This is a genomic window from Streptomyces sp. NPDC093018 (assembly GCF_040684035.1).
GTDB classification, from domain to species: Bacteria; Actinomycetota; Actinomycetes; order Streptomycetales; family Streptomycetaceae; genus Streptomyces; species Streptomyces murinus.
The window spans coordinates 107,820-121,418 of sequence record NZ_JBFBFF010000009.1 but is presented as its reverse complement, the minus strand read 5'-3'; the positions used below and the strand labels follow the sequence as shown (position 1 = coordinate 121,418).

Here is a 13,599-nt window from a genome sequence, read left to right as displayed (position 1 = left end):
ACCTCTGGGTAAGCTCCGGACATGGTGGAAGGCGCGCAGCTCAAGCAGGCCGGGGCGGGCAAGCGGTATGAGGTGTTTCACACCGACTGCCCTGCGCGCGACATGGTCGACCACGTCACCAGCAGGTGGGGTATCTGGGTGCTGATCTCCTTGCGGAGCAACGACCTTCGGTTCTTCGAGCTGCGTGACAGCATCCAGGGCATCAGCGAGAAGATGCTCGCCCAGACCTTGCGGGCGCTCCTCCAGGACGGGCTGATCCGGCGCGAGGTCGAGCCGACGACGCCGCCCCAGGTCACCTACGGACTCACCGAGTTCGGCCAGGACATCGGCGAGCCGCTGACGGACCTGTTCGATCGGATCACGAAGCGGCTGCCGGCGGATCAGCGCCCGCCGCGCAGTGGCTGATCGCGGCGCAGTCGCTGGGCGAGCGTCACTCCGGCCACGGGTCGCTCCGGATGATCTCCACGAAGCCCTTGCGGCGGAACGACGGCGGAACGAGGCGCCGAAGTGGGCCGGGACGTCGTCGTTCATGGTGCCGAAGGTCCCTGGAGGTCGGTCCCGGCTGAGAAACCGTGAGGCCGAGCCGCGTCATGCCCGACGGGCCCGGCGTTCTGTCAGTCGAGCAGGGCGCCGGGGTTGAGGATGTGGTGGGGGTCAAGGGCGTCCTTGACGGCGCGCAGCGCCAGTGCGAAGGGGGCCGGGCGCTGGAGGTCGTAGCCGGGGCGGTGGTCGCGGCCGACGGCGTGGTGGTGGGTGATGGTGGCGCGGTGGCGGTGCAGGACGTCGGTCGCGACGGCTTTGATGTCGTCCCAGACCTCGACCTCCTCGCCGGGGCGGCCCGCGACGGCCACGGTGAAGTAAGGGGCGGCGCCGTCCGGGTAGACATGGGTGAGGCGGCAGTTGATGGTGGCCGGGTGCCCGGTGGCCTTCGCGGCGGCGGCGCCGACCTCGGTGCGGACGGCATCGATCAGCGCGGGGATCGTGCCCCAGGTGGCGGCGGTCTCGAAGGTCTCGACGACGGCCCCCATACGGGCCAGGCCGTCGCGCAGATAGGGCATCCGCAGGAACGCCGAGCGCCAGGCGCCCACCGCCGCGTCCGGCGGGGTGTCGCGGTCCGCCGGGGCCGCCTCGCCGCGACCGCCGTGGTCGCGGGCCAGGTCCACGGCGGCCGTGAGGCGGGCGTCGACCGGGGCGGTGGCGGACTCGAAGCCCAGGACCAGGACGGCGCAGCCGTCGTGGGAGGCACCGGACAGCAGGGCCTCGCCCGGGTCGAGCAGCCGGCAGTTGGCCGGGGCGAGGTCGGACTGGGCGATGGCCCGCACCGCGTCCAGCGCACGGTGGAAGTCGGCGAAGGCCACGGCCGCGGAGGCCTTGTGCCGGGGGCGTTCCTGCAAGCGCATCCAAGCCTCGGTGATGACACCGAGCGTGCCCTCGGACCCGAGGAAGAACCGGTCCGGCGACGGTCCGGCGCCGGATGCGGGCAGCCGCCACGAGGCACCGGCCCCGGCGGGCGTGATCACCCGCAGGGACTGTACGAAGTCGTCGATGTGGGTGTGGCCGGTGGCGTAGTGGCCGCCCGCCCGGGTGGCCAGCCAGCCGCCGAGGGTGGAGAACTCGAAACTCTGCGGGAAGTGCCGCAAGGTCAGTCCGTGGGGGCGCAACTGGCCCTCCAGCGCGGGCCCGAGGGCCCCGGCCTGGATACGGGCCGAGCGGGCGGCGGTGTCGATCTCCAGGACGCGGCCCATCGAGGTCAGGTCGAGGGAGAGGACGGCGTGATGGGCATCGCCGCGGTACTCCACACCGCCGACCACCGAGGAGCCGCCGCCGAAGGGGATGACGGCCACGCCCTGCCCGCCGGCCCAGTCCAGCAGGTCCGCCACGTCCTGGTCACGGGTCGGACACGCGACGAGATCGGGGATCCGGCCGGGGCGGCCGCGCAGGGCCCGGATGACATCGCGGTACGCCTTGCCCATGGCGTGCGCGGCGCGCGCCTGCGGATCGGCCGTGACCAGATGGGACAGGGACGTCGGGGGCGTCGCGGCGGGGCGGCCGATGGACAGGTCGGCGACCCGGGGGATCGGCAGCGGGCGGGGCAGGGTGCCCGGCAACAGGGCCCCGGTCGCGATGCATTCGGCGTCGTCGGGGTGGGCGTCGGTATAGCCCCAGCCCCACCAGGAGCGGGTGCGGGAGGCGTGCGGGTCGGTCGCGGTGGCTGGCATGGGCGCGCTCCAACGGGATCCGGGGGACGTGAATTTACCCAGCGGTAAATTACCCTAGGGTAAGATCTGGTCCCATGACAACGCTCTCCTCCAGGGCCGGTACCAAGGGCGTGCCGAGGGCCGCGCGCGAACGACAGGTCCTGGCCGCGGCCACCGAGGAGTTCGGCCGGCACGGGTACGAGGCCACCACCGTGGCCGCCGTCGCCGCCCGGGTCGGCGTCACCAAGCCGCTCGTGCACCAGTACTTCGGCGGCAAGCAGGACCTCTACCTCGCCTGCCTCGTCCCGGTCGGCGACCGGTTGCTGGGCGCGATCCGCGCCGCGATGGCCGACCATGACACCCCGGCGCCGTCCACGCCGCTGCGGGTGCTGCGCGCGCTGTTCACGGCTCTCGACGGGCGGCGCGAGGCATGGTTCGTCCTCTACGATCCGTCGCTGCCGCCCGACAGCGAAGCCGCCCACCGCGCGGCCCATTACCGCGACGCCATCGACGACCTCGCCGCGACCGGCACCGCCGAGCTTCTGCACGCCGCCGGGACCGGCGACCCGCTCGACGCCGACGCCCTCAAGTACGCGTGGCGCGGCCTGTGCACCGCGCTGGTCCGCTGGTGGATCAACCACCCCGACCAGTCGGCCGAGGCCATGACCGGGCGCTGCGCCCGGCTCCTGGGCGCGGCCCGCACCGCCTTCACCGACGGCGATGGCGACGGCGACGACCGCACGTGAACCGGGCCGCGGCCCCACCGCTCGGCTCAAGTCCTGTGGGCGGTCACGGGGATCGGTTGACCTGTCAGAAGTGTGGTGGGGCCGTTCTCGGAAGCGGTACGTCTGAAGGTCGTAGGTGCCCGTCGCCACGGGGTGCGCCGCGGCCGGAGGGCAGACACGCTCTCCGCTCCACCGGCGACCGTCATCTCGATTCAACTCCCTCCCGTGCAACGGCACTTTGCCCCGTCTGCGTGGTGACGGCCGCCGAACTCACACAGCCGCTCGGCGTCCGGCCGTGGTGACCGCTGAGCCGCGTCGTTCGGTCCTTCTCCGCGGCGACGGCGGAGGCGGAGAGGAGGGTCGCGGCGGCGAGGCTGCCCCAGAGGGGGGTCGAGCCGTGGGCGGCGAGGGTGGTGATGGCCGCGGGGGAGACGGCGAGGCCGAGGCCCGTGGAGAGCTGGAAGCGGGCGAGGGTGCGACCCAGGAGATGGGCCGGGGCGAGGGCGGTGACGAGCGCGGTGGCAGCCGGTGAGGCAGTACCCCGTCGCCGAGCCGAGCCCGTCGGAGCCGGTCTCGCTGGAGACGGTCACGTTACGGCTGAAGGCGCTCGCGCATCCGGTACGGCTGCGGCTGCTGCGCACCCTGGCCCGGGGCGCGCACACCACCGGTGAACTGGCCCACGCCTGGGGCCTCTCGGCACCGGAAGTCTCCCGCCACCTCGCGGCCCTGCGCCGCGCGGGCCTGCTCACGGCCCGACGGGAGGGCCGATACGTCCGGTACACCGTCAATCTGCCCGATCTGACGGCGCTGGGGAGCGATGTGCTGGAGGCCGTACTGCGCTGAGCGGCGGCCGAGGGGCTCTGCCCGTGACGGCTGTGGATAGGGTGGCCGAATGTATGCACAGGGGCGGGGACTCAAGGTCACAGCGGTGTCGGCGATGGTCGTGCTGGCACTGACGGGGTTCTCCTCGGGCCATGCCCAGGGGAGCCGGGATCGGCACGGTGATGACGGGGGCGGTTGCAGCAGTGCCCGCCAGGACCACGACAGTTCGTCGCCGTCGCCGGGCGGTGACGCGTCCGACAGTGGTTCGTCCCGGCCGCGGTCCACCAGCCCTTCCACACCTACGGCATCCCCTTCCACCTCAACGGCGTCCCCCTCCGCCACTCCCCGGCCCCTCAAGAACGGCACCGCGGCGCTCGTGCGATGCGCGAGCGTGGCGGATCCGTACGCGGTCGTCGAGGTCAGGAACCCGAACGGACGCGACGCTGTCTTCTTCGTGAAGATGACCTTCAAGAACGGGCGCGGCCTCGTCGTCATGACCGCGGGCGATCAGGTGTCGGTACCCGCGAAAGGCAGGACGACCTACCGGGTTTCCGCCATCAGCAGTGGGCTCATCGAGGAGATCGCTCACTGCGAGGTCGACCCCATAGCCGTCGCCAACTGGTGACCGCCCGTCAGGGCCCCGCTCCACAGCCCTGTTCGGTCGGCCGCGCGCCCGGTCGGCCCCCGGTCGGCCCCCAACAACTTTACGCAAGCCGCTTACGTAGACCGCGCTATTCTTGCGCGCATGACGCGACGACTTGCGGAAGTGGCGAAGAAGGTCGGGGTCAGTGAGGCCACGGTCAGCCGGGTGCTCAATGGCAGGCCCGGGGTCTCCGATGCCACCCGACAGGCGGTGCTGACGGCTCTCGACGTCCTGGGCTATGAGCGCCCCACCCAGCTGCGCGGCGAACGCGCCCGGCTCGTCGGCCTGGTGCTGCCGGAGTTGCAGAATCCCATCTTCCCGGCATTCGCCGAGGTCATCGGCGGTGCGCTCGCCCAGCTCGGGCTCACCCCGGTGCTGTGCACCCAGACGAAGGGCGGCGTCTCGGAGGCGGACTACGTCGAACTGCTGCTCCAGCAGCAGGTGTCGGGCGTCGTCTTCGCCGGCGGCCTCTACGCCCAGGCCGACGCCCCGCACGACCACTACCGGCGGCTCGCCGACCGCAACATCCCCGTCGTACTGGTCAACGCGGCCATCGAGCACCTCGGCTTTCCGGGCGTGTCCTGTGACGACGCGGTCGCCGTCGAACAGGCCTGGCGGCACCTGGCCTCGCTCGGCCACGAGCGCATCGGGCTGGTCCTCGGCCCCGGCGACCACATGCCCTCCGCCCGCAAGCTGGCCGCCGCGCACGCCCTCACCGGCGGCCTGCCGGAAGAGCGGGTCGCGCGGGCCATCTTCTCCATCGAGGGCGGCCACGCCGCCGCCGCACGGCTGATCGACCGGGGCGTCACCGGCATCATCTGCGCCAGCGACCCCCTCGCCCTCGGTGCGATCCGGGCCGCCCGGCGCAAGGGCTACGACGTCCCGGGCCGGATCTCCGTCGTCGGCTACGACGACTCGGCGTTCATGAACTGCACCGAGCCCCCGCTCACCACCGTCCGCCAGCCCATCGAGGCCATGGGACGCGCGGCCGTGGAACTGCTGAACGCGCAGATCGGCGGCACCGCCGTACCCGCCGAGGAGCTTCTGTTCGAACCCGAGCTGGTGGTGCGCGGATCGACCGGGCAGGCGCCGCACGACTGACGCACCGGTACATCCGGGTGGCTGTCAAATAATTACAGAAGTCGCGCGACATCTTGCGGACCCTTGTCGGCGGTGCTTGAGTGTGCCGCGCCCGCAGCTCCCGCCATGAGTGCCACCGAGGGGTCCATCGAATGACAAGCACCGGGTTCCGCCGCACCTTCGTCGCGATCGGCGTCTGCTCCTCCCTCGCCCTCGCCGCCACCGCCTGCGGTTCGGGCGGCGGCGGTTCGGCGAGCGGCAAGACACGCATCACCGTCAACTGCGAGCCACCGAAGAGCTCCAGAACCGACCGGAAGTTCTTCGACGACGACGTCGCCTCCTTCGAGCGGCAGAACCCGGACATCGACGTCGTCACCCATGACGCCTTCCCCTGCGAGGACCCCAAGACCTTCGACGCCAAGCTCGCCGGGGGCCAGATGGAGGACGTGTTCTACACGTACTTCACCGACGCCGGGCATGTCGTGGACATCAACCAGGCCGCCGATCTCACGCCGTACCTCAAGGAGTTGAAGAGCTACGGCACCCTCCAGAAGCAGCTGCGGGACATCTACACGGTGGACGGGAAGGTCTACGGCATACCCCGCACCGGATACAGCATGGGGCTGATCTACAACCGCGCCCTGTTCAAGAAGGCCGGTCTCGACCCCGACCAGCCGCCCACGACCTGGGACGAGGTCCGCGCCGACGCCAAGAAGATCGCCGCCCTCGGCAACGGCACCGTCGGATACGCCGACTACAGCGCCCAGAACCAGGGCGGCTGGCACTTCACCGCCGAGATGTACTCCCAGGGCGGCGACGTCGTCAGCGCCGACGGCAAGAAGGCGACCGTCGACACCCCCGCGGGCCACGCCGTCCTGGAGAACCTGCACGACATGCGCTGGAACGACGACTCCATGGGCAGCAAGCAGCTCCTCGTCATCAACGACGCGCAGCAGATGATGGGCGCGGGCAAGCTCGGCATGTACCTCGCCGCCCCCGACAACATCCCGATCCTCGTCAAGGAGAAGGGCGCCAGCTACGACGACATCGCCATCGGCCCCATGCCCGGCGGACAGGGCACCCTGATCGGCGGCGACGGCTACATGTTCAACAAGCACGACTCGCCCGCCCAGATCCGCGCCGGCCTCAAGTGGCTCGAACACATGTATCTGACCCCGGGCAAGGGCTTCCTCGGCGACTACGCCCGCGCGAAGCGGAACAACGCCCCCGTCGGCCTGCCCGAGCCGCGCCTGTTCACCGGCGCCGCCGACGCCGAGGACCAGAAGATCAAGAAGGCCAACGCCAACGTCCCGGTGCAGAACTACCAGAGCTTCCTCGACGGCAACGCCAAGCTCCGGATGAAGATCGAGCCGCCGGACGCACAGCAGATCTACTCCGTCCTCGACGGCACCGTCTCCGCCGTCCTCACCAAGAAGGACGCCGACATCGACGGACTTCTGAAGGACGCGTCCGGGAAGATCGACAGCATTCTGGCCCGGAGCTGACCGCCATGACGAAGACGGCCGAGCGGCAGCGGACGGCGGCCGCCGTCCCCCCGGTACCGGCGCCGGCCCCGGCAGGGGACCGGGGCCGGCGCCGCCTGATCGACCAGCTGCGCGCCTACGCCTTCCTCCTCGGCGGCCTGCTCTGCTTCGTCCTGTTCTCCTGGTACCCGGCGATCCGCGCCGTCGTGATCGCCTTCCAGAAGTACACCCCCGGCTCCCCGCCCCAGTGGGTCGGCACCGCCAACTTCACCCGCGTCTGGCACGACCCGGACTTCGCCGCCGCCTGGCGCAACACCCTCTGCTTCACGCTGCTCGCCCTGCTCATCGGCTTCGCCGTCCCCTTCCTGCTGGCCCTCGTCCTCAATGAACTGCGGCACGCCAAGGCCTTCTTCAGAGTCGTGGTCTACCTGCCGGTGATGATCCCGCCGGTGGTCAGCGCCCTGCTGTGGAAGTGGTTCTACGACCCCGGGGCCGGACTCGCCAACGAGGCGCTGCGCTTCGTCCACCTGCCGACCTCGAACTGGTCCAACGGCACCGACACCGCGCTCGTCTCCCTGGTGATCGTGGCGACCTGGGCCAATATGGGCGGCACCGTCCTCGTCTATCTGGCCGCCCTCCAGTCCATCCCCGGCGAGCTGTACGAGGCCGCCGAACTCGACGGCGCGAACCTCCTCCAGCGCATCCGCCATGTCACGGTCCCGCAGACCCGCTTCGTGATCATGATGCTGATGCTCCTTCAGATCATCGCCACCATGCAGGTGTTCACCGAACCGTTCGTCATCACCGGCGGCGGCCCCGAGAGCGCCACCGTCACCGTGCTCTACCTCATCTACAAATACGCCTTCCTCTACAACGACTTCGGCGGCGCCTGCGCCCTCAGCGTCATGCTCCTGCTGCTGCTCGGCGCCTTCTCCGCCGTCTATCTGCGGCTCACCCGGAACGAGGGGGACACCGCATGACCGCCACCCGCACCCTGATCTCCCCGGCCACCCTCGCCCGCCCACGCGGCAAGGCGATCTACTGGACGGTGTTCACCGCCGTCGTCGTCCTCTTCGCGCTCGCGTTCCTCTTCCCGGTGTACTGGATGGTCACCGGCGCGATGAAGTCCCCCGACGAGGTGGCCCGGACCCCACCGACGCTGGTGCCCCAGCACTGGCACACCGGCGCCTACACCGACGCCTGGGACCTGATGCAGCTCCCGCAGCACCTGTGGAACACCGTCGTCCAGGCGGCCGGTGCCTGGGCCCTCCAGCTGGTGTTCTGCACGGCCGCCGCCTACGCCCTGTCCAAGCTGCGGCCCGCCTTCGGCAAGGTGATCCTCGGCGGCATCCTCGCCACCCTCATGGTGCCGGCCCAGGCGCTCGTCGTGCCCAAGTACCTCACCGTCGCCGATCTGCCGCTGCTGCACACCAGCCTGCTCAACGACCCCCTCGCCATCTGGCTCCCGGCGGTCGCCAACGCCTTCAACCTCTATCTGCTCAAGCGGTTCTTCGACCAGTTGCCCCGCGATGTGCTGGAGGCCGCCGAGATCGACGGCGCCGGCAAGCTGCGCACCCTGTGGTCCGTCGTACTGCCCATGTCCCGGCCGGTCCTCGGCGTCGTGTCCATCTTCGCGCTGGTCGCCGTCTGGCAGGACTTCCTGTGGCCGCTGATGGTCTTCTCCGACACCGACAAGCAGCCGATCAGCGTGGCCCTGGTCCAGCTCTCGCAGAACATCCAACTCACCGTGCTGCTCGCCGCGATGGTGATCGCCGGCATCCCCATGGTGGTGCTGTTCCTCGTCTTCCAGCGGCACATCATCGCCGGGATCAGCGCGGGCAGCACCAAGGGCTGACGCCGACCGCCCGTCCGCCGACCGCCCGTCCACAGAAAGGCAAAGCCCAGTGGGACAGCCCACCCATGCCTCCGGCAGCCACGACTGGTGGCGCGACGCCGTCATCTACCAGGTCTACGTCCGCAGCTTCGCCGACGGCGACGGCGACGGCACCGGGGACCTCGCGGGCGTCCGCTCCCGGCTGCCCTACCTGGCCGAACTCGGCGTGGACGCACTGTGGTTCAACCCCTGGTACCGGTCACCGATGAAGGACGGCGGCTACGACGTCGCCGACTACCGCGCCATCGACCCGGCGTTCGGCACCCTCGCCGAGGCGGAGAAACTCATCGACGAGGCCCGCTCACTGGGCATCCGCACCGTCATCGACATCGTCCCCAACCACGTCTCCGACCAGCACCCCTGGTTCCGGGCCGCCCTCGCCGCCGGCCCCGGCAGCCCCGAACGGGACCTGTTCCACTTCCGGCCAGGGCGCGGCGCCCACGGTGAACTCCCGCCCAACGACTGGCCGTCGCAGTTCGCCGGCACCACCGAACCGGTGTGGACCCGGCTGCCCGACGGCGACTGGTACCTGCATCTGTTCACCCCCGAGCAGCCCGACCTCAACTGGGCCCATCCGGTGGTCCGCCAGGAGCACGAGGACATCCTGCGCTTCTGGTTCGACCGGGGGGTCGCCGGTGTCCGCATCGACTCCGCGGCCCTGCTCGCCAAGGACCCGGACCTCCCGGACCTCGCCACGCACCCGCAGCCGCACCCGTTCGTGGACCGCGACGAACTCCACGACGTCTACCGCTCCTGGCGTGCCGTCGCCGACGCCTACGGCGGTGTCTTCGTCGGCGAGGTCTGGCTCCCCGACGCCGAGCGCTTCGCCCGCTATCTGCGCCCCGACGAACTCCACACCGCCTTCAACTTCTCTTTCCTGTCCTGCCCTTGGCACCCCGGACGGCTGCGCGCCGCCATCGACACCACGCTCGCCGAACACGCCCCGGTCGGCGCTCCCGCCACCTGGGTGCTGTGCAACCACGACGTCACCCGCACGGTCACCCGCTACGGCCGCGAGGACACCGCCTTCGACTTCGCCACCAAGGCCTTCGGCACCCCGACCGATCCGGCGCTCGGCACCCGCAGGGCGCGGGCCGCCGCCCTGCTCTCCCTCGCGCTGCCCGGGTCGGTGTACCTGTACCAGGGGGAGGAGCTGGGGCTGCCGGAGGCGGAGATCCCGGTCGAGCGCATCCAGGACCCGATGTACCACCGCTCGGGCGGCGCCGACCCCGGCCGCGACGGCTGCCGGGTGCCGCTGCCATGGACCGCCGGTATGCCGCATGCGGGCTTCGGCTCCCGGGGCGAGCCGTGGCTGCCGCAGCCGGAGGACTGGCCGTCGTACGCGGCCGACCTCCAGGAGCGCGACCGCGACTCCATGCTCACCCTCTACCGCAGGGCCATCGCCCTGCGGCCCCGCCTCGGCACCGGCCCCCTCAGCTGGCTGCCCGCCCCCGACGGCGTGCTCGCCTTCGCCCGCGCGGGCGGCGCGATCTGCGCGGTCAACTTCTCTGCCACCCCCGCCGACCTGCCCGCGCACTCCGAACTCCTGCTCAGCAGCGGCCCCTTGGACGAATCGGGCCGGCTGCCGCAGGACACCGCGGTCTGGCTGCACGCCTGAGCCGCGGCGCACCGCTGTCCCGCGCACCCCCACCACGAAGGGAACAGCTCATGCACACCAGCACCGTCAGTCATGTCAGGCGCATGCCGGCCATAGGGGCGGTCGTGGCCCTCGCCGCCGGCATGCTCGTCGCCGTCGCGGCGCCCGCCGCGCACGCGGCCCCCGGGGCCACCCTGCCCTTCACCTCGGTCGAAGCCGAGTCGGCCACCACCACCGGCACGAAGATCGGGCCGGACTACACCCAGGGCACGCTCGCCTCTGAGGCGTCAGGGCGGCAGGCCGTCCAGCTGGCCTCCGGTCAGCGGGTGGAGTTCACCGTGCCGCGTGCGGCCAACGCCGTGAACGTCTCCTACAGCGTCCCGGACGGCCAGTCCGGCTCGCTCGACGTGTACGTCAACGGCACCAAGCTGGCCAGGACCCTCCCGGTGACGTCCAAGTACTCCTACGTCGACACCGGCTGGATCGCCGGCAGCAGGACGCATCACTTCTTCGACGACGCCCGGCTGCTGCTGGGGCAGAACCTCCAGGCCGGTGACAAGGTCGCGTTCGTGGCGACCGGCACTCAGGTCACCGTGGACGTGGCCGACTTCGAGCAGGTCGCGGCGGCCGCCGCGCAGCCGTCCGGTTCGGTGTCCGTCGTCTCCAAAGGCGCCGACCCCAGCGGCAACGGCGACTCCACACAGGCCTTCCGGGATGCCATCGCCGCCGCCCAGGGCGGGACCGTGTGGATCCCGCCGGGCGACTACAAGCTCACCTCCTCCCTCAGCGGCGTACAGAACGTGACCCTTCAGGGGGCGGGCGGCTGGTACTCGGTCGTGCACACCTCCCGCTTCATCGACCAGTCCAGCTCCGCGGGGAACGTCCACATCAAGGACTTCGCGGTGATCGGCGAGGTCACCGAACGCGTCGACTCCAGCCCCGACAACTTCGTCAACGGCTCCCTCGGGCCGGGCTCGTCCGTCTCCGGCATGTGGATCCAGCACCTGAAGTGCGGCCTGTGGCTGACCGGCACCAACGACAACCTGGTCGTGGAGAACAACCGCATCCTCGACACCACCGCCGACGGCATCAACCTCAACGGCACCGCCAAGGGGGTCCGCGTCAGCAACAACTTCCTGCGCAACCAGGGCGACGACTCCCTGGCGATGTGGTCGCTGTACGGCCCGGACACCGACTCCAGCTTCGAGAACAACACCATTTCGCAGCCCAACCTCGCCAACGGCATCGCCATCTACGGCGGTACCGACATCACGGTGCGCGGCAACCTGGTCTCCGACACCAACTCCCTGGGCAGCGGCATCGCCATCTCCAACCAGAAGTTCCTGGACCCGTTCTCGCCGCTGTCCGGCACCATCACGGTCGACGGCAACACGCTGGTGCGCACCGGTGCGATGAACCCCAACTGGAGCCATCCGATGGGCGCGTTGCGCGTCGACTCCTACGACAGCGCCATCAACGCCACCGTGAACATCACCGATACGACGATCACCGACAGCCCGTACAGCGCCTTCGAGTTCGTCTCCGGCGGCGGGCAGGGCTATCCGGTGCGGAACGTCAATGTGACCGGCGCGACGGTGCGGAACACCGGCACGGTCGTGGTGCAGGGGGAGGCGCAGGGAGCGGCCACGTTCAAGGACGTCACCGCCAGCGGTGTCGGCTCGGCCGGAGTGTACAACTGCCCGTACCCGGCGAACTCCGGCTCCTTCACGCTCACCGACGGCGGCGGCAACTCCGGCTGGTCCAGCACCTGGGCGGACTGCTCCAGCTGGCCCCAGCCCGGCCAGGGCAACCCGGCACCCGATCCCGGCCGCAACCTCGCCAAGGGCCGGCCCGCCACCGCGACCGGCTCCCAGGACGTCTACACGCCCGGCAAGGCGGTCGACGGTGACGCCGACTCGTACTGGGAGTCGGCCAACAACGCCTTCCCGCAGTCCCTGACGGTCGACCTCGGCTCGTCGTACGCGGTGCGCCGACTGGTGCTGAAGCTGCCGCCGTCCTCGGCGTGGGGCGCCCGCACCCAGACCGTCACCGTGCTCGGCAGCACCGACGGCTCCACGTACTCCACCGTGGTCGGCTCCCAGGGCTACCGCTTCGACCCGGCCACCGGCAACACCACCACGGTGTCCCTGCCGAGCGGCACGAACCTGCGTTACCTGCGGCTGTCGGTCAGCGCCAACACGGGGTGGCCGGCCGGGCAGTTCAGCGAGGTGGAGGCGTACCTCACGTCCTGACAGCCCCGCTCCGGACAAGGCGGCTGTGCGAGAGCCGTCTCGGGGTGCCGGTGCCCACGCGGAGAGGCGCGGGTACCGGCACCCGCCGCGTCCCCGGCCCGACCGGCGCGTCGGGTCGGACGCCGTACGGCGCGCGCTCGGTCGCGTTGGGGGAGCGCGAGTGGTGAGCGGGTTCGCCAAATGCGCCCCCGACGCGCCAGGTTGGCTGAAATCGTGTGCTCCGGCCGGAATCTTTGCTTCCCCCGTCCGGAGACTGTCAAGTGGTGCGGCAGGGGCGAGCGGGGTGCGGTGGCGGGTCGGATGGCGGTGGGAGGTGCCGCCGGTGTAGCGCGACCGCCCTCCGAAGTGGCGCGCGAGGGAACTCTGTTGTCGGATAATCACCCCAGCTCAGGGCCGGGTTCGGCCATCGGGCCGGAGTGTGTCGCGCGGCGCCCGGCCGAGACCGCGCCGCCGCGCGCGCCCTTCCGGTTCCGGATCGGGCGGAGATTTTTTCGCGGGGCCGGTTTGCGGGTGGGGCGCCGGGGCACCCGCGGGGGCGACGATCCGGCCGCGATCCCATACGCGCGCACGGCCCGTCGGAGATTGCTCCACGGTGACGCAAAAACACCGGCACAGTACTCTCCGTTCAACTTCAGGGGGTTGCTTACGTGTGACTCACCGTGAAGACTGTGGCCGGGATCCATCGAAACGAAGGTGTGGCGGGGTGCGCATCATGCCATTCGTGGGGCGGCATGCTCCACGATTGCGTATCGTCACATCGCGTTCCGAGGAGTCGGGGCCCTCGGCCCCGTTGTCCGTATACGAACCGGGAGGGTCCCGCGCCGTCACCGCGCGGGAGGTTTCGCCAAGGGGGATGGGCTATGTCGGGTTGGTACGCCGTACGACCGGGCTTGCCGCGAGGCCG

General features: G+C 70.8%; 10 protein-coding genes and 2 pseudogenes. 10 read left to right on the top strand and 2 right to left on the bottom strand.

The features are described 5' to 3' along the window. Positions 1-21 precede the first annotated feature (21 nt). Positions 22-405, top strand: coding sequence for a helix-turn-helix domain-containing protein (locus AB0N90_RS21115; RefSeq protein ID WP_361678689.1), 384 nt, complete (start codon positions 22-24; stop codon positions 403-405). A gap of 209 nt (positions 406-614) precedes the next feature. Here AB0N90_RS21115 and AB0N90_RS21110 read toward each other — a convergent pair whose 3' ends face one another. Next, entirely contained in the window at positions 615-2,219 is a 1,605-nt protein-coding gene (locus AB0N90_RS21110; RefSeq protein WP_365198676.1) for an FAD-binding oxidoreductase, read from the bottom strand. 74 nt (positions 2,220-2,293) lie between these two features. On the opposite strand from AB0N90_RS21110, the gene AB0N90_RS21105 reads away from it, so the two are divergent. Further along, positions 2,294-2,944, top strand: a complete 651-nt coding sequence (locus AB0N90_RS21105; RefSeq protein WP_365198673.1) for a TetR/AcrR family transcriptional regulator — start codon at positions 2,294-2,296, stop codon at positions 2,942-2,944. Positions 2,945-3,125: 181 nt separating this feature from the next. Here the strand turns inward: AB0N90_RS21105 and AB0N90_RS21100 are convergent. After that, positions 3,126-3,449 (bottom strand): annotated as a pseudogene (locus AB0N90_RS21100) (hypothetical protein); the annotation flags it as partial. Here AB0N90_RS21100 and AB0N90_RS21095 point away from each other — a divergent pair. The 8 genes and pseudogenes from AB0N90_RS21095 to AB0N90_RS21060 form a co-directional block, all read left to right on the top strand. Continuing rightward, positions 3,449-3,766: pseudogene (locus tag AB0N90_RS21095) on the top strand (metalloregulator ArsR/SmtB family transcription factor); the annotation flags it as partial. The pseudogenes AB0N90_RS21100 and AB0N90_RS21095 sit on opposite strands and share 1 nt — an antisense overlap. 370 nt (positions 3,767-4,136) lie before the next feature. Beyond that, positions 4,137-4,370 (top strand): hypothetical protein, encoded by a 234-nt coding sequence (locus AB0N90_RS21090; RefSeq protein WP_365198670.1) that lies wholly within the window; start codon positions 4,137-4,139, stop codon positions 4,368-4,370. A gap of 120 nt (positions 4,371-4,490) precedes the next feature. Continuing rightward, the gene (locus tag AB0N90_RS21085) at positions 4,491-5,489 is read left to right on the top strand and encodes a LacI family DNA-binding transcriptional regulator (protein ID WP_202441852.1); all 999 of its coding nucleotides are present in this window, start codon (positions 4,491-4,493) and stop codon (positions 5,487-5,489) included. 131 nt (positions 5,490-5,620) lie between these two features. Then, entirely contained in the window at positions 5,621-6,973 is a 1,353-nt protein-coding gene (locus AB0N90_RS21080) for an extracellular solute-binding protein (protein WP_365198667.1), read from the top strand. Positions 6,974-6,978: 5 nt separating this feature from the next. Further along, positions 6,979-7,932 (top strand): sugar ABC transporter permease, encoded by a 954-nt coding sequence (locus tag AB0N90_RS21075; protein ID WP_365198665.1) that lies wholly within the window; start codon positions 6,979-6,981, stop codon positions 7,930-7,932. Next, positions 7,929-8,807, top strand: a complete 879-nt coding sequence (locus AB0N90_RS21070) for a carbohydrate ABC transporter permease (protein WP_365198663.1) — start codon at positions 7,929-7,931, stop codon at positions 8,805-8,807. The genes AB0N90_RS21075 and AB0N90_RS21070 overlap by 4 nt, the downstream gene beginning before the upstream one ends. 49 nt (positions 8,808-8,856) lie before the next feature. Then, positions 8,857-10,464, top strand: coding sequence for a glycoside hydrolase family 13 protein (locus AB0N90_RS21065; RefSeq protein WP_365198661.1), 1,608 nt, complete (start codon positions 8,857-8,859; stop codon positions 10,462-10,464). Between the two features lie 50 nt (positions 10,465-10,514). Then, positions 10,515-12,695, top strand: a complete 2,181-nt coding sequence (locus tag AB0N90_RS21060; RefSeq protein ID WP_365198659.1) for a discoidin domain-containing protein — start codon at positions 10,515-10,517, stop codon at positions 12,693-12,695. Positions 12,696-13,599 lie beyond the last annotated feature (904 nt).